General features: G+C 72.0%; 14 protein-coding genes. 10 read left to right on the top strand and 4 right to left on the bottom strand.

Going from position 1 to position 15680, the window contains the following annotated elements; genetic code table 11:
• Positions 1-16 precede the first annotated feature (16 nt).
• The 3 genes from qcrC to qcrB are packed head-to-tail and all read left to right on the top strand — an operon-like array spanning position 17 to position 3704.
• On the top strand, positions 17-835 hold the full coding sequence (gene qcrC / locus OHS18_RS42450; protein WP_328443059.1) for a cytochrome bc1 complex diheme cytochrome c subunit: 819 nt from the start codon (positions 17-19) through the stop codon (positions 833-835).
• Entirely contained in the window at positions 832-1986 is a 1155-nt protein-coding gene (qcrA, locus tag OHS18_RS42455; protein ID WP_328443058.1) for a cytochrome bc1 complex Rieske iron-sulfur subunit, read from the top strand. The genes qcrC and qcrA overlap by 4 nt, the downstream gene beginning before the upstream one ends.
• Positions 1983-3704, top strand: coding sequence for a cytochrome bc1 complex cytochrome b subunit (qcrB, locus tag OHS18_RS42460; protein WP_328614608.1), 1722 nt, complete (start codon positions 1983-1985; stop codon positions 3702-3704). Before qcrA ends, qcrB begins: the two co-directional genes overlap by 4 nt.
• Positions 3705-3749: 45 nt before the next feature.
• Here the strand turns inward: qcrB and OHS18_RS42465 are convergent, their stop codons facing one another.
• The 3 genes from OHS18_RS42465 to OHS18_RS42475 all read right to left on the bottom strand — a co-directional run bounded on the left by OHS18_RS42465 (position 3750) and on the right by OHS18_RS42475 (position 6900).
• Positions 3750-3932: a YdeI/OmpD-associated family protein gene (locus OHS18_RS42465; RefSeq protein ID WP_328614609.1), complete on the bottom strand. Its 183-nt coding sequence runs from the start codon at positions 3930-3932 to the stop codon at positions 3750-3752.
• Entirely contained in the window at positions 3929-4210 is a 282-nt protein-coding gene (locus OHS18_RS42470; protein WP_328443055.1) for an Lrp/AsnC family transcriptional regulator, read from the bottom strand. Before OHS18_RS42470 ends, OHS18_RS42465 begins: the two co-directional genes overlap by 4 nt.
• 986 nt (positions 4211-5196) lie before the next feature.
• Positions 5197-6900: a DEDD exonuclease domain-containing protein gene (locus tag OHS18_RS42475; RefSeq protein WP_328614610.1), complete on the bottom strand. Its 1704-nt coding sequence runs from the start codon at positions 6898-6900 to the stop codon at positions 5197-5199.
• A gap of 109 nt (positions 6901-7009) precedes the next feature.
• Here OHS18_RS42475 and OHS18_RS42480 point away from each other — a divergent pair, with 109 nt between their 5' ends.
• The 4 genes from OHS18_RS42480 (at position 7010) to OHS18_RS42495 (ending at position 11710) form a co-directional block, all read left to right on the top strand.
• Positions 7010-8398, top strand: coding sequence for an NYN domain-containing protein (locus OHS18_RS42480; protein WP_328614611.1), 1389 nt, complete (start codon positions 7010-7012; stop codon positions 8396-8398).
• 281 nt (positions 8399-8679) lie between these two features.
• On the top strand, positions 8680-8937 hold the full coding sequence (locus tag OHS18_RS42485; RefSeq protein ID WP_328443052.1) for a hypothetical protein: 258 nt from the start codon (positions 8680-8682) through the stop codon (positions 8935-8937).
• A 419-nt stretch (positions 8938-9356) separates the two neighbouring features.
• The gene (locus tag OHS18_RS42490; protein ID WP_328443051.1) at positions 9357-10409 is read left to right on the top strand and encodes a C40 family peptidase; all 1053 of its coding nucleotides are present in this window, start codon (positions 9357-9359) and stop codon (positions 10407-10409) included.
• 143 nt (positions 10410-10552) lie between these two features.
• Positions 10553-11710: a glycosyltransferase family 4 protein gene (locus tag OHS18_RS42495; protein ID WP_328443050.1), complete on the top strand. Its 1158-nt coding sequence runs from the start codon at positions 10553-10555 to the stop codon at positions 11708-11710.
• A 4-nt stretch (positions 11711-11714) separates the two neighbouring features.
• Here the strand turns inward: OHS18_RS42495 and OHS18_RS42500 are convergent, their stop codons facing one another.
• Positions 11715-12338, bottom strand: coding sequence for a uridine kinase (locus OHS18_RS42500; protein WP_328443049.1), 624 nt, complete (start codon positions 12336-12338; stop codon positions 11715-11717).
• Positions 12339-12402: 64 nt separating this feature from the next.
• Here OHS18_RS42500 and OHS18_RS42505 point away from each other — a divergent pair, with 64 nt between their 5' ends.
• From OHS18_RS42505 to OHS18_RS42515, 3 genes are read left to right on the top strand one after another with little or no spacing between them, the layout of a single operon-like run.
• A complete protein-coding gene (locus tag OHS18_RS42505; protein WP_442875312.1) occupies positions 12403-12828 on the top strand; it encodes an SRPBCC family protein in 426 nt (141 codons plus the stop codon).
• Positions 12829-12849: 21 nt separating this feature from the next.
• Complete coding sequence (locus tag OHS18_RS42510; protein ID WP_328614613.1) at positions 12850-14052, top strand: cytochrome P450 family protein; 1203 nt, start codon at positions 12850-12852, stop codon at positions 14050-14052.
• A 12-nt stretch (positions 14053-14064) separates the two neighbouring features.
• A complete protein-coding gene (locus OHS18_RS42515; protein WP_328614614.1) occupies positions 14065-15345 on the top strand; it encodes an adenosylmethionine--8-amino-7-oxononanoate transaminase in 1281 nt (426 codons plus the stop codon).
• The last annotated feature ends 335 nt before the right edge of the window (positions 15346-15680 follow it).

Genomic DNA, 15680 nt, shown 5'->3' on the forward strand with positions numbered 1-15680 from the left:
CAAGGGTTGCCGCAAGATGACCACCAGCACCAAATCCTCGGAGCGCGGCTACCGCGCGCGGTCGAAGCTGCGGAGGCGGTTCGCCGGCCTGCTCGCGCTCGGTATCGCGCTGGTGGGCGCCGGCGCCCTGTACGCCGTGTTCGCCCCCGAGCCGCAGACCGCGCAGGCCCAGGGCACGCCGGCGCAGCTGCGCCTCGGCGAGCAGGTCTACAACAACACCTGCATCGCGTGCCACGGCGCGAACCTCGAAGGCGTGCAGGACCGCGGCCCGAGCCTCATCGGCATCGGTGACGCCGCGGTGTACTTCCAGACTTCTTCGGGCCGCATGCCCGCCGCGCGCCAAGAGGCGCAGGTCGAGCGCAAGCCGCCGAAGCTGAGCGAGGCCGAGATCGACGCGGTCGGCGCCTTCATCCAGGCGCACGGCGGCGGCGCCCAGCGTCCCGCGGAGAAGGGCGAGGCCCTGCGCGGCAGCGACCCGGCCCGCGGTGGCGAGCTGTTCCGCCTCAACTGCGCCTCGTGCCACAACTTCACCGGCCGCGGTGGCGCGCTGTCGGCGGGCAAGTACGCGCCGAACCTGGACCCGGCCAGCGAAGAGCAGATCTACACGGCCATGCTCACCGGCCCCCAGAACATGCCGAAGTTCTCCGACCGGCAGCTGTCGCCGGAGGAGAAGAAGGACATCGTCGCCTACGTGAAGTCGGTGTCCGACGGCAACAATGACCCGGGTGGTAACGGCCTCGGCGGGGTCGGCCCCGCCTCCGAGGGCGTCATCGCCTTCATCGTCGGGATCGCCGCGCTGATCGGCGTGACGTTGTGGATTGGATCGAAGGCATGAGTGCCGAGGGGCCTAAGCCGCCGTCGGAGGCGGAGCTGGCTGAGATGGACCGTGACCAGCTGCTGAAGCTGGGCGGTCAGCTCGACGGCGTCGAGATCGCCGAATACCCGACCCCGTGGCCCGTGGAGGGCACCCGGGCGGAGAAGCGCGCCGAACGCCTGGTGGCGTTCTGGTTCGCGCTGTCCGCCGTGGCCGGGCTTGGCTTCGTCGTCTCGCTGATCTGGTGGCCGTGGCAGTACGAGGCGCCGGACAACGAGAGCGGCCACTTCTGGTACAGCCTGTACACCCCGATGCTGGGGCTCACGCTCGGCCTGGCCATCCTCGGCCTGGGCATCGGCGTGATCCTGTACACGAAGAAGTTCGTGCCCGCCGAGGTCTCGGTGCAGGAGCGTCACGACGGTGACGGCGCGGGCTCGGCCGAGGTCGACCGCGCCACGATCCTCGCGCACCTGGCCGACGCCGGGAGCCGCAGCACCATCGCCCGCCGGTCGCTGATCAAGCGCTCGGCGATCGCCGGGGCCGGCACGCTGGGCCTCGCGGCCGCCGCGTTGCCGCTCGCGTCGTTCATCAAGAACCCGTGGAAGGACACCGAGGGCCGCGACTCCCTCTGGCACACCGGCTGGCAGCCGAACTTCCCCGGCGAGAAGGTCTACCTGCGCCGCAACACCGGCAAGCCGCTGGAAGAGGGCCAGGAAGCGAGCCTGGTCAAGGCCGAGGACCTCGACGCCGGCGCGATGGAGACGGTGTTCCCGTACCGCGACTCCGAGAAGGACAAGCCGGAGCTGCTGGCCGCCGCGCTGACCCGGGTCGACAACCCGGTCATGCTGATCCGCCTGCGCCCGACCGACGCCGCCAAGGTGGTCAAGCGGTCCGGCCAAGAGGACTTCAACTTCGGCGACCTGTACGCGTACACGAAGATCTGCAGCCACGTCGGTTGCCCGACCTCCCTGTACGAGCAGCGGACCAACCGCATCCTGTGCCCGTGCCACCAGTCGCAGTTCGACGCCCTCCACTACGCCAAGCCGATTTTCGGTCCGGCGACCCGTCCGCTGGCCCAACTACCGATCACGGTGGACGAAGAGGGATACTTGATCGCGCGAGGCGACTTCATCGAGGCCATCGGTCCGGCCTTTTGGGAGCGTAAGTCATGAGTTCACTCACCACGCCGACCAAGGGGTCGAGCGCGATCGAGCGGGCGGTGGGCGACGCCGCGGACAACGCCGATCAGCGCTACCGCCTGGCCAAGGGCCTGCGGCACCAGATGAACAAGGTGTTCCCGACCCACTGGTCGTTCCTGCTCGGCGAGATCGCGCTCTACAGCTTCATCATCCTGCTGCTCACCGGGGTGTACCTGACGCTGTTCTTCGACCCCTCCATGCAGGAGGTCGTCTACCACGGCAGTTTCAAGAACATGCAGGGCCTGGAGATGTCCCAGGCGTTCCGCACGACGCTGGACATCTCCTTCGACGTCCGCGGTGGCCTGTTCATGCGGCAGCTGCACCACTGGGCGGCGCTGATCTTCGTCGCGTCGATGGCGGTGCACATGCTGCGGGTGTTCTTCACCGGCGCGTTCCGCAAGCCGCGTGAGGCCAACTGGGTGATCGGTGGTCTGCTGCTGGTCCTGGGTTGTTTCGAGGGGTTCTTCGGGTATTCGCTGCCGGACGACCTGCTCTCCGGTACCGGGATCCGGGCGACGTTGTCGGGGATCGTGCTGTCGGTGCCGGTGATCGGTACGTGGATCCACTGGGCGTTGTTCGGTGGGGAGTTCCCGGGCGATCAGATCATCCCGCGCCTGTACACGCTGCACATCCTGCTGCTGCCGGGTATCATGCTCGCGCTGGTCGGGGCGCACTTGGCGCTGGTGTGGTACCAGAAGCACACGCAGTTCCCGGGTGTGCGCCGCAAGGAGACCAACGTCGTCGGTGTCCGGATCATGCCGTACTTCGCGCTCAAGGGCGGGGCGTTCTTCACGCTGGTCATCGGCGTGCTGGCGCTGATGTCGGGCCTGTTCCAGATCAACCCGGTGTGGAACTTCGGCCCGTACAACCCGGCGCAGGTCTCGGCGGGGTCCCAGCCCGACTGGTACATGGCCTGGGCCGACGGCATGCTCCGGATCTGGCCGGCGTGGGAGGTCTACCTCGGGAACTACACGATCCCGGCGGTGTTCTTCCCCGGCGCGGTCGGCATGCCGATCCTGATCGGCCTGTTCATCAGCTACCCGTTCATCGAGCGGAAGCTGTCCAAGGACACCGCATACCACAACCTGCTGCAGCGCCCCCGGGACGTCCCGGTCCGCACGGCGCTGGGCGCGATGGCGCTGGGCTTCTTCATGGTGATCGAGCTGTCGGGCTTCAACGACATCATCGCCGACCAGTTCGACATCTCCCTGAACGCGACGACGTGGGCCGGCCGCATCGGCGTCCTGCTCGTGCCGCCGGTCGCCTACTACCTCACCTACCGGCTCTGCCTGGGCCTGCAGCGGGCCGACCGCGAGGTGCTGGAGCACGGTGTCGAGACGGGCATCATCAAGCGGCTGCCGCACGGTGAGTTCATCGAGATCCACCAGCCGCTCGGCGGCGTCGACAGCCACGGCCACGCGATCCCGCTCGAGTACCAGGGCGCTTCCGTGCCGAAGAAGATGAACAAGCTGGGTTCGGCGGGCCACGCCGTGCCGGGCACGTTCTGGTCGCCCGACCCGGCCGAGGAGACCACCGCGCTGCAGCGGGCGCACGGCAACGGGCACTCCAACGGCAACGGGCATTCGAATGGCAATGGGCACTCGAACGGCAATGGCCACGCGAACGGCAACGGTCACACCCGCGCGGAGATCGAGAGCGCCGAGACGGCGTCCAAGCACTCCGAGCACTGAGCGGTACTGACGCTGAAGGCCACCTTCCGATCCGGAAGGTGGCCTTCAGCGTTCTCGCAGTCTCGTGACGGTCTTCCCGGCGCGGGAGACCCGGGTCTCCGGCTTCTTGGCCTCGGCGACCCATTTTGTGTATTCCCGCTGGTGGGACGGTGGCAGCGCCTCGAAGAGCGCCGCCGCGTCCGGGGCCGCCGCGAGCGCGGCGGCCAGCTCCTCCGGGAGGTCGCTCACTCCTCGGCGCCGATCGAGAAGGCCGATTCGGTGTCGGCGCGGGAGTAGGAGCGGAACGCGATGTGCGTGACGGTGTTCAGCACGCCCGCCACCTTCCCGATCCGCCCGGGGATCAGCTCGGCCAGCTCCTCGTGCGCGGAGACCTGCACGGTGGCGATGAGGTCGACGTCCCCGGCGCACGAGTAGACCTCCCCGACCCCGTCGAGGTCGGCGATCGCCTGCGCGGCGTCCGGGATCGCGTCCGCCTCTACCTGGATCAACACGATCGCGGTGATCACCTGGGTCCTCCAAGACTCGTCTGCGGGTATCGCCCGCGATCCTAGTGAGCCCGCCGCGGAGCGGCCGGTCTGACTCGGCGCGGAACAGCGGGCGGGCGGCTGCCGATGGGCGGCGCGGACGGCGAGGGTCGGCTCGGGAGGGCGGTGGCCCGGGGCTGGGCTAGCTGGACCCGCTCGGTCGGCGCGCTTGAGAGGGCGGTGGCCCGGGTGGCGCCGGTGGCGAGATCGGGGTGGGAGGTCGGTGGCCGCTGGTGGGTTGGGGTCGCTGGACCCGCTCGGTCGGTGCGCTTGGGAGGGCGGTGGCCGGGTGGTGCCGGTGGCGAGATCGGGGTGAGTGGCCGCGATCGCTGGTGGACTGGGGTCGCTGGACCCGCTCGGTCAGTGCGCTTGGGAGGGCGGTGGCCGGATGGCGCCGGTGGCGAGATCGGGGTGAGTGGCCGCGATCGCTGGTGGACTGGGTCGCTGGGCTGTTGGTCGGTACCCCTCGGGAGGGCGCCGGCTCGGAGCTGGGCTAGCTGGACCCGCTCGGTCCGTACCGCTTGGGAGGGTGGTGGCCCGGGCGGCGCCGGCGGCGAGATCGGGTGGGAGGTCGGCGACCGCTGGTGGGCTGGGGGCGCCGCGCTGTTTGGTCCCTGCCCTCTTGGGAGGGCGGCGGCGAGGGTCGGCTTGGAGGAGCGGCTGTCCTCGGGATCGCTGGACCTGCTCGGTCGGTGCCCTTGGGAGGGGCCGTACCCGCCGCAGCCCGCTCGGTCGGTAGCCCCTCACTTGCGGCGGCCGCTCGATCGATACCCCTTCGCCTTTCGCGCGGGCGAACAACGCGGCTGACCAGGCCACCGCGCCGGTGGCCGCCTCGGCCAAAAGCGGGCGGCGGACAATGCGCCGAGCTGCTCGCCGGTGTCCGAGCAGCCACGACGCTGGGAGCCGGCCGCAGCTCATCTCCGGCCGGGCGAGTGCGCTCGCCGGCCGGAGGCGTGGGCCGCGGTGCCTCAGCCGACGTGTTCCAGGGAGTGGGCTTCCGTCACCAGGTCCAGCCACCCCCGCCAGCCGGCCACCGTCGCCGGCTCGGCCCAGGGGCGGGTTGTCCGGACCAGCCGGACTCCCGGGCGGGTCAGCCACCTCAGCAGCACGCCCACCTCCTCCGGGGGCGCGCCGTGCAGGGGGCCCGGGTCCGGCAGCACCGTCTCCGCCGAGGCCACCAATGCCTCCACCACCGGCATCGGCGGCACCCCTCGGCGGGCGACGCCCGCCGAGGCCAGCCGGCCGTAGCGGATCACCGACAGCTCCCAGCCGCCCGCGCCGTCCGGGCCCGCCGCGATCAGTTCGCCGATCGAGGCCAGTGCGGCCTGGCGGTGGGCTCGGCCCAGGACGCGGATCAGGCCGGCCAGCTCGTCGCGGTGGCGGGCCGCCTGCTCATAGTGCTGGGCGTCCGCCAGCCGCTCCAGCTGGGCCGCCGCGGCTCGCAGCGGGGCGCCGTCGAGGCCCGCGATCAGCCCCGAGACCGACTCGACCGCCGGGCCGTACGCCTCGACGCTCTGGCGGCCGGCGCACGGCGCTCCGCAGCGGCCCAGCTCGGCCAGGACGCACGGGGTGCCGCTCGGTGCCTTCGGCGAGATCCGCTGGGTGCACGTGCGCAGCCCCGACGCGCCGGCCAGGGTGTCCGCCGTCGTGCGGGCGTCGGCCTGGTTGCGGAACGGGCCCAGCACCCCCGGGCGCGGCAGCCGCACCACCGACAGCCGCGGGAACGCCTCGTCGGTCAGGCCGACCCACCAGCCCTGGTGCCGGTTCTTCGACCGCCGGTTGTACGCCGGCCGGTGCGCGCCGATCAGCCGCAGCTCCCGCACCTCGGCCTCCAGGGAGTGCGCGCAGACGACGTGGTCGACGCGCTCGGCCAGCGCGACCATCTCCCGGATCCGGCTGCGCCCCTCCGAGCCGGTGAAGTACGTCCGCACCCGCCGCCGCAGGTCCTTCGCCGTGCCGACGTACAGGACCTCCTCCTTCGGCCCCCGGAACAGGTAGACGCCCGGCGCGGCCGGCAGGTCCGCCGCCAGGTGCCGCTTCGCGCGCTGGGCCACCGTGACCTCGGGCAGGTACCCCATCAGCTCTTCGAGCGAGTGGACGCCCAGGTTGCCGACGCGCTCCAGCAGGCCGTGCAGCACGTCGACGGTGGCGCGCGCGTCGTCGAGCGCGCGGTGCGTCGGCCGCGTGCGCGCCCCGAACAGCAGCGCCAGCGCCGTGAGGTTGTAGCGGCCCACCTCGTCACGCGGGACGACCCGCCGGGCCAGCCGGACGGTGCACACCACGGTCGCCTTCGGCCAGACGTACCCGTGCCCTTCGCAGGCCGCGCGCATGTGCGACGTGTCGAAGCCCGAGTTGTGCGCCACCAGCACCGACCCGCCGATGAACTCCAGGAACGCCGGCAGCACCTCCTCGATCGGCGGCGCGTCGTAGACCATCGCGTGGGTGATGCCCGTCAGCGAGACGATCTGCGGCGGGATCGGCGTCCCCGGGTTCACGAGGGTCGCGAACTCGCCCAGCACCTCGCCCGCGCGCACCTTCACCGCGCCGATCTCGGTGATCCCGTTCGGGCCGGGTGCCGCCCCGGTCGTCTCGAGGTCGAACACGACGAAAGTGGTGTCCCGCAACGGGGTTCCGAGCTCGTCGAACGCGAGCTGTGCCTGGACCGGACGCATGGCCGCAGACCCTAGAGGCCACCCCCGACAATTTTCGGCGACCGGCCGGTCACCGGGGGTTCGCATGGCGTGCGACGCGGGATCCGGGGGTGGGGCCTACCCTGGAGCGATGCACCCGCAGCCGCTCGTGCCGGAGCCGCCCGGGGACCACACCGGTCCCGCGGGTGTCGCGCCGCGCCCCGAGCCGGCCGACGACGCGGGGGAGCGGCCCGAACCCGCCACCTGGCCCGCCCTGCCAGAGCCGGTCCGCGACCGGATCGCCGAGCTCGCCGCGGCCGCCGTGGCCAAGCTGCCGAACACCGACGTGCCCCGGCAGCTGCGGCCCGTGGCCAAGTTCGCGCCGGCCAAGCGCGCGAAGCTCGGCGGCGCCGCCCTGCTGGCCGCGCTGGGCGAGTCGTCCCAGTTCCGCACGGCCGTCATCGAGTGGCTGCGCGAGCACCGGACCGACGCCCTCGACCCCAACGCCGCCGACTCGATCGCTGGGGCGGCCGCCGCCGTCCTGCTCGGCGAGTCCGGGGCCGCGGGCCGGGTCCGGCTGGTCGCGAAGAACGCCGAGGAGAACGTCCTGCGCGCGGAGCGGGACGCGGCCCTGGCCCGTACCCAGCGGCTCGAAACCGAGCTCGTGCAGGTCCGGGCCGAGCTCGCCGACGCGAAGCTGGCCGCCGAGAGCGTCCGCGGCGAGCGCGAAGGCGAGGTCGAGAAGCTCCTGAAGCGGCTTCGCGAGCAAGGCGTGCAGCTGCGGCAGGCCAAGGACGCGGCCGAATCGGCCTCCGTGGACGCCGAACGCGATTCCTCGGCGCGGGCCAAGGAGGTCGCCGCCCTCACCGCCCAGCTCGCGCGGGAACGCCAGCGCGTCGCGAACGAACGCGCCCGCGCCGAACGAGCCGTCGCCGACGCCGACATCGCCCGGCAGTCGGCCCGCGAAGCCCGCGAAGCCGATGAAGTGCGGCTGGCCCTGCTCGTCGACACGATCGACGGCGCGGTCAACGGCCTGCGCCGCGAGCTGGCCCTCGGCGCCCGCGGGGCCCGGCCGGCGGACATGGTCCGCGGCGCGAGCTCCGGCCTGGGCCAGGGCGGCAAGATCGCCGACGTGTCCACGTTGGACCGCTACCTCGCGCTGCCCAACGTGCACCTGATCGTCGACGGCTACAACGTCACCAAGACCGGCTATCCCGAGCTCGCCCTGGCCGACCAGCGCGACCGGCTGATCCACCAGCTCTCCGCGCTGGCCGCGCGGACCTCCGCCGAGGTCACGGTGGTCTTCGACGGCGCCGGCGTGCTGTCGGTCCCGGCCTCGGTGCCCCGCGGGGTCCGGGTGCTGTTCTCCGACCGCGGCGTGCTGGCCGACGACGTCATCCGCAACATCGTCGCGGCCGAGCCCGCGGGCCGGCCGATGGTGGTCGCGACGTCGGATCGCGCGGTCGCGGACTCGGTGCGCGGCGGCGGGGCGCACCCGACGCCGTCCGCGGTGCTCGTGAGCCGGCTCAGCCGGGTCTGACGCTTTCCGCGCCTCGGCAGGCCGACACCGGTCGCGCGCGGGGCCGGGCATTCAATCGCTTGAGGCAGTGGTGGCGAGATGGCGCCGGCGCGCGGTCGCGCGGGTCGTGCGCCGGAAGCCCTCCGAGGTGCTGGGAAGCCGTCTCAGCCGAGTTCGGGCCGACGGCGTCGCAGGGACCCGATCGGGTGAATCGGAGCCGCTGTGGCGGATCTGAGCCCCGGAAACTGTCGGTGGTGCCGCCTAACGTGCGGGGCAGCAGTTCCCGACGTGAGGAGGACCACATGACCGGCACCCCGGAGTTGTCCGAAGTGGACGTCTCGCACCTTTCCGTTTCCGACATCGAGGGCGTCGTGGTCGATTGCGACCGCTGCGTCGTGCGCGGCATCTCCTGCCACGATTGTGTGGTGACCGTTCTGCTCGGCGCGCCACCCGCCGTGGTGTGGGACGCCGACGAGCGCCGCGCCGTGGACGCGCTGGCCGAGGCGGGGATGGTGCCGCGGCTCCGAATGGTCGAGGAACCGGCTTTGCGCACCGCCTGACTCAGCCGTTTCGTGTCGGCGCGCCGAGTGGTCGATCGGATCAGGTGAACGGTCGGTAGTCGAAACGGCGGCGGGAATATCCCCAGCGTGTAACGCCCATCACATGTTTTCTCCCCTGCTGGTCCGATGGTGTTTAGCGGCGCTACGCAGAGTTTTTGCCCCGGGGGTGGTGGACGTGGTGGCGGTCTTTTCGTAACCTGTCCGAGATCTCGTGGCCCATGACCGTCGATGAGGCGGCGACGCGAGATCGCCGCCGGACGCAGCTTTGTCGGGAAGCTGGGAACCGGAACCACCATCGCGGGTTTTCCCTTATGGGGGAGAGCGCGCGCGGTGGCGGGACAACGGCGAAGAGGAACCCCCGACCTCTTCGTGCGCCGGTCCCCCTCGGCGGCCGAGACGCAAAGGAGACCCGCGCGACCGTGCAGTCGCATCCAGTCAGGCGCGTGGTGTCAGGTGCCCTCGCCGCGGCTTCGGTGATCACCCTCGTCACCTTGGCCCAGCCGACGGCCACCGCCGCCCCCATCCCCGTTCTCCAAGCCCCGCCCACCGGTTCGGACGCGCTCGCCCAGTACCGCGATCTCGCGGCACAGGCCGAGAAGCTGAACGAAGACCTGCTCAAGGCCCAGGACGACCTGAAGGCCAAGCAGGGTGAGCTCGACAAGGCCACCACCGACGTCAACGCGGCGAAGGACCAGGCCGCCGCGGCGAGCACAAACGAGAAGAAGTACCAGACCGAGGTCGACAAGTTCGCCGGCGCGTCGTTCACCAGCGGTGTCCAGCTGAACAAGCTGTCCGCGCTGCTGGCCGGCACGTCCACGCAGGACTTCCTGGACCGCTCGTCGGCCCTCGAGGTCATCGCGACCGACAAGAACGCCGCCATGGGCAACCTCAGCGGCGCCGTCCAGCAGGCCACCGACGCCACGAACAAGGCCACCGACGCCGCGAAGCGGGCGACGGACGCCCGTGACGCCGCGGCGAAGCTGACCTCGGACATCCAGGCCAAGCAGAAGACGCTGAACGACCAGATCGACCAGCTCAAGGCGGCCAACAAGAGCCTGAGCGCGCTCGACAAGGCGGCCCAGCGCGACACGGGCTCCGCGCCTCCGGGTCTCAAGGCCCCGACCGCGGACGCCCAGGCCGCACTGGACGCCGCGCTGAGCAAGCTGGGCAGCGCCTACGTCTGGGGTGCCACCGGGCCGAGCACGTTCGACTGCTCGGGCCTGATGCTCTGGGCCTACAAGCAGGCCGGCATCACCCTGCCCCGGTCCAGCCGGGAGCAGTCCACCTTCGGCGCCGCGGTGCCGCGGGACCAGCTCCAGCCGGGCGACCTCGTGTTCTACTACTCGCCCGTTTCGCACGTCGGCATGTACGTCGGCAACGGCAAGATGGTGCACGCGCCCGACACCGGTGACGTCGTGAAGATCTCGCCGCTGCAGAGCCAGTACGCGGGAGCGCGACGCCCGACGTCGTGACCCGGAGCAGTTCGTGAAGGGGCGGTACCGCACACGCGGTGCCGCCCCTTCGCTGTCCTGTCATCCGAGGCTCCGCCTCGGGCCGGGGGGCTTCGCCACCCGGGCACCCGAACGAAGAGGTGGAGGCCGCTAGCCTCAGGGGCGTGCTCAAGACCCTGCTCGTGACCAACGACTTCCCGCCGCGGCCCGGGGGGATCCAGAACTACCTGAACTCCCTCGCGACCCGGCTGCCGGCGGACGACCTGGTCGTCTACGCGCCGTCGTGGGAGTCGAGCACGGGGTCGCACCAGGAGTTCGACGCCGAGGCGCCGTTCGAGGTCGTCCGGCACCCGACGTCGCTGATGCTGCCGACGCCGGACGTGCTGCGCCGGGCGAAGGAGATCATGCGGGCGCGGGACTGCGAAGCCGTCTGGTTCGGCGCCGCCGCGCCGCTGGCGCTGCTGGGACACTCGCTGCGCCAGGCCGGGGCGCGCCGCGTCGTGGCGTCCACGCACGGCCACGAAGTCGGCTGGTCCATGCTCCCGGGCTCGCGACAGGCGTTGCGGCGCATCGGCGACACCGTGGACGTCGTCACCTACGTCAGCCGCTACACCCGCGGCCGGTTCGCCGCCGCGTTCGGCGCGATGGCCGGGCTGGAGCTGCTGCCGTCCGGTGTGGACACCGAGCTGTTCCGGCCGGATCCCGCCGCGCGCGCGGAGATCCGGGCCCGCCACGGCCTCGGCGACCGGCCGACCGTCGTGTGCGTGTCGCGGCTGGTCCCGCGCAAGGGCCAGGACCAGCTGATCCGCGCGATGCCGAAGCTGAAGGAACGCGTGCCCGGCGCGGCGCTGCTGATCGTCGGCGGCGGCCCGTACCGCAAGCGGCTGACCGAGCTGGTCCGCGAGTGCGGCGTCGAGCGCGACGTCGTCATCACCGGATCGGTGCCGTGGGCCGAGCTGCCCGCGCACTACACGGCCGGGGACGTCTTCGCGATGCCGGCCCGCACCCGCGGCCGGGGCCTCGACGTCGAGGGCCTCGGCATCGTCTACCTGGAAGCATCGGCGACCGGCCTGCCGGTGGTCGCGGGCAACTCCGGCGGCGCGCCCGAGGCCGTGCTGGACGAGGTGACCGGGCACGTCGTCGACGGCCGGGACGTCGACCAGCTGGGGGAGACCGTCGCCAGCCTGCTCGCGGACCCGGTGCGGGCCCGCCGGATGGGCGAGGCGGGGCGCGCGTGGGTGACCGGGAACTGGCGCTGGGACGTCATGGCGGGCCGGCTGTCGGGCCTGCTGGACGGCGACCCGGTGGCCGCCGTCCGCTGACCCGTCAGGGCGTGTAGAGCGCCGGGTGCCGCGGGTCGTCGACACGGACCACGACGTCGGCCAGCGCGCTCGGGTCCGCTTCCTCCTCGTAGCGTTCGTAGGCCGGGACCGCCCAGGCGTCCGGCACACGGCGGCGCAGCGCGGCGGGGGAGAGCCACAGGTGCACGGCCAGGTCGAAGGCCAGGCCCGCGCCGAGCAGCAGCTCGCCGTCGAGGATCACGACGCCGCCTTCGGGCACCGGCACGCGGGCGGCGCGGGTCGCGCGGTCGCGTCCGGCGTCCCACAGCGACGGCAGGATCTCGCCGGAACCGCCGCCGGCCAGGGGATCGAGCACTTCGCGGCGCAGCGCACCGACGTCGAGCCAGTCGGTGTAGCGGGCGTCGGGGTTCGTGCGGCCGTGTTCGAAGCGCAGCGACGCGGGGCGCAGGAAGTCGCGCGCGGACACGCGCAGGGCCGCGCGGCCGCGCAGGCGCAGCGGCTCGACCAGGGCGTCGGCGAGTTCTGTGGTTTCCGTCGCACCGTCCGCGCCGTCGACGGCGACCGCGATCCGGGGGCGCTCCGTGAGCGCGCCGATGCGCTCGGTCAGCTCTTCGGCCAGAACGGCGGGGGAAATCGGGCGGTAGCGCACGGGTACAGATCCTCCACCCGGACCGGGGACGGTTTTCGTCGTCCCCCGATGGGATGATGCGGGCATGACTTCTTCACTGGGTTCTTCAACGGGGAAGACCGCCGATGTCGGTTGGAACATAGGGGTTTCCCGCACCTTGCCGTACCCGGAGGCGGAGGTCTGGGACTTCCTGGTCAGCCGGGACGGCGTCGCGATCTGGCTGGGTCCCGGGGTCGAGCTGCCGCGAGAGCCGGGCGCGGAGTACGAGACCGAAAACGGCACCGTCGGGGAGATCCGCAGCTTCGTGGCGGGCGACCGAGTCCGGCTCACCTGGCGGCCGCAGGACTGGGACCACGACTCCACCGTCCAGGTGCGGCTGAGCGGCTCGGGGGCCAAGACCACGCTGCGGTTCCACCAGGAATGGCTTTCGGGCGCGGAAGAGCGCGAAGAACAACGGGCATACTGGCAGGACGTCACCGATCGGGTGGTGGCGGCGCTCGCCGAACGCTGACGATTTTCCTGGGGGACGGGTATGACGACGGTCGAGGTAGCCGAAGATTTCGCGCAGGACGCGCACTTGTTCGCGGAACTGTTGCGCGCGGGCGGGCCCACGCGCCTGGTCCGGATGCCGCGGGGCCTGACCTGCTACATCGTCACGGACTTCACGCAGGCCCGCGCGCTGCTGGCCGATTCCCGGCTGCAGAAGGACAACGTGCGCGCGCACGCGCTGTTCGAGGCCAAGCTGCCCGACGAAGTGGCCGCGCAGGGTGGCTTCGGCGAGTCGCTGGGCCACCACATGCTCAACATGGACCCGCCGGACCACTCGCGGCTGCGCAAGCTCGTCAACAAGGCGTTCACGGGCCGGACCGTGGCGCGGCTGCGGCCGCGGATCGAGGAGATCACCGCCGAGCTGCTCGACGCGCTGGCCGGGCGGGAGCGGGCCGACCTGCTGCCCTCCTTCGCCGCGCCGCTGCCGATCACGGTGATCTGCGAGCTGCTCGGCGTCGCGCCGGAGCACCGCACGGAGTTCGCCGACTGGTCCAAGACGCTGCTGAGCGCGTCGGAGCCGGCGGCCGGGCAGGCCGCGGCGCAGAACATGTTCGGCTACCTCACCGGCCTGATCGCGCAGAAGCGCGCCGAGCCGGCCGAGGACCTGCTGTCGGACCTGGTCCACGCGAGCGACGACGGCGACTCGCTCTCCGAGCCCGAACTGGTGTCGATGGCGTTCCTGCTGCTGGTCGCCGGGCACGAGACCACCGTCAACCTGATCGCCAACAGCGTGCTGGCGCTGCTGCGCGAGCCGGCGCAGCTCGCCCTGCTGCGCGAAGACCCGTCGCTGCTGCCGAACGCCGTCGAGGAGTTCCTCCGCTTCGACGGCCCGATCCACCTGGCCACCCTGCGGTTCACCACGGCGCCGATCGAGGCGGGCGGCGTGACGATCCCGGAGGGCGAGTTCGTGCTGATCTCGCTGCTGGGCGCGAACCGGGACGAGGCGCGGTACGCCGAGGCGGGCAAGCTCGACGTCACGCGCGCCGCGGGCGGGCACCTGGCCTTCGGCCACGGCATCCACTACTGCGTCGGGGCCCCGCTGGCCCGGCTGGAGGCCGAAATCGCGCTCGGCGGCCTGCTGGCGCGGTTCCCGGACCTCGAGCTGGACGCGAAGCCGGACGAGCTCGCCTACCGGCCCAGTTCCCTGATCCACGGCCTGGAGTCCCTTCCGGTCCGGCTGCGCTGATTTAATCGGCGGATGGACTCCGCCGACCTGCTCGCCCTGGACGCTCAGCACGTGTGGCACCCGTACGCGCCCATGCCCGCGAAGGTGCCTTCGCTGCTGGTGACCGAGGCGAGCGGGGTGCGGCTGAAACTCGCGGACGGCCGGGAGCTGGTCGACGGGATGTCGTCGTGGTGGTCGGCGATCCACGGCTACCGGCACCCGGCCCTCGACGCCGCGCTCGCCGAGCAGGCCGGGCGGATGAGCCACGTGATGTTCGGCGGCCTGACGCACGAGCCGGCGATCACCCTCGCCAAGACGCTGGTCGACCTGACGCCGGACGGGCTGGAGCACGTCTTCCTGTGCGACTCGGGCTCGGTGTCGGTCGAGGTCGCGGCGAAGATGTGCTTGCAGTACCAGCGTTCCCGCGGCCTGCCGGAGAAGCGGCGGCTGCTCACGTGGCGCGGCGGCTACCACGGTGACACGTTCACGCCGATGAGCGTCTGCGACCCCGACGGCGGCATGCACTCGTTGTGGCGCGGGGTGCTGCCCGAGCAGGTCTTCGTGCCCGCGCCGCCGGCCGGCTTCGACACCCCGCCGGACCAGTCCTATGTGGACGTCCTGGAGGCGGAGATCGCCCAGCACGCCGGGGAACTGGCCGCGGTGATCGTCGAGCCGGTGGTGCAGGGCGCCGGCGGGATGCGGTTCCACCACCCCGCTTACCTGCGCGCGCTGCGGGAACTGACCGAGGCGCACGACGTGCTGCTGATCTTCGACGAGATCGCCACCGGGTTCGGCCGCACCGGCGCGCTGTTCGCCGCGGAGCACGCGGGGGTGACGCCGGACGTGCTGTGCCTCGGCAAGGCGCTGACCGGCGGCTACCTGAGCATGGCCGCGACGCTGTGCACCCCGGAGGTCGCCGCCGGCATCTCGCGCGGCGCGCTGCCGGTGCTCGCGCACGGCCCGACGTTCATGGGCAACCCGCTCGCCTCGGCGGTCGCGAACGCGTCGCTGGGACTGCTGGCCGACGGCGCGTGGAAGACCGACGTGACGCGCGTGGAGAAGGGCCTGCTGGACGGCCTCGCCCCGGCCCGCGACCTCCCGTCGGTGATCGACGTCCGGGTGCTCGGCGGGATCGGTGTGCTGCAGCTCGACCACCCGGTGGACATGGCGGTGGCGACCGAGGTCGTGACGACGCGGGGCGCGTGGCTGCGGCCGTTCCGGGACTTGGTGTACGCGATGCCGCCGTACGTGACGGGCGACGCGGACCTCGCGGTGATCACCGGGGCGATGCTGGCGGTGGCGGAGAAGGCGTGACGTCGCGCGGGTCGGCGCTTCGGGGTCGCTGACCGTGGTGCGGCCACCTCCGCGATCCGGCTACGGCGGCCGGCGTTCGGGTGGCCGGGGCCTCGGCTCCGGATCGCGCGCGTGTGCCGCCGAGGATCGTGCTGGCACTGATTCGGCTGCGTCCGGCGCGGATCCGGGCACCCGGCGGTGGGGAAGGCACGGGCCTCGGCATCGGGGCGGGCGCGCGTGTGTCGTCGGGTCGTGATCGCGCGAATCTCGGCGGTGGCGGAGAAGGCGTGATCACCCGCGGGAGACTCCCGGGGTTTGTAAACGCTTGATTTCAGCACATCGGGTGTGACCGCGCG

Origin of the sequence: Amycolatopsis sp. NBC_00355 (genome assembly GCF_036104975.1) — a bacterium.
Classification (GTDB): domain Bacteria; phylum Actinomycetota; class Actinomycetes; order Mycobacteriales; family Pseudonocardiaceae; genus Amycolatopsis.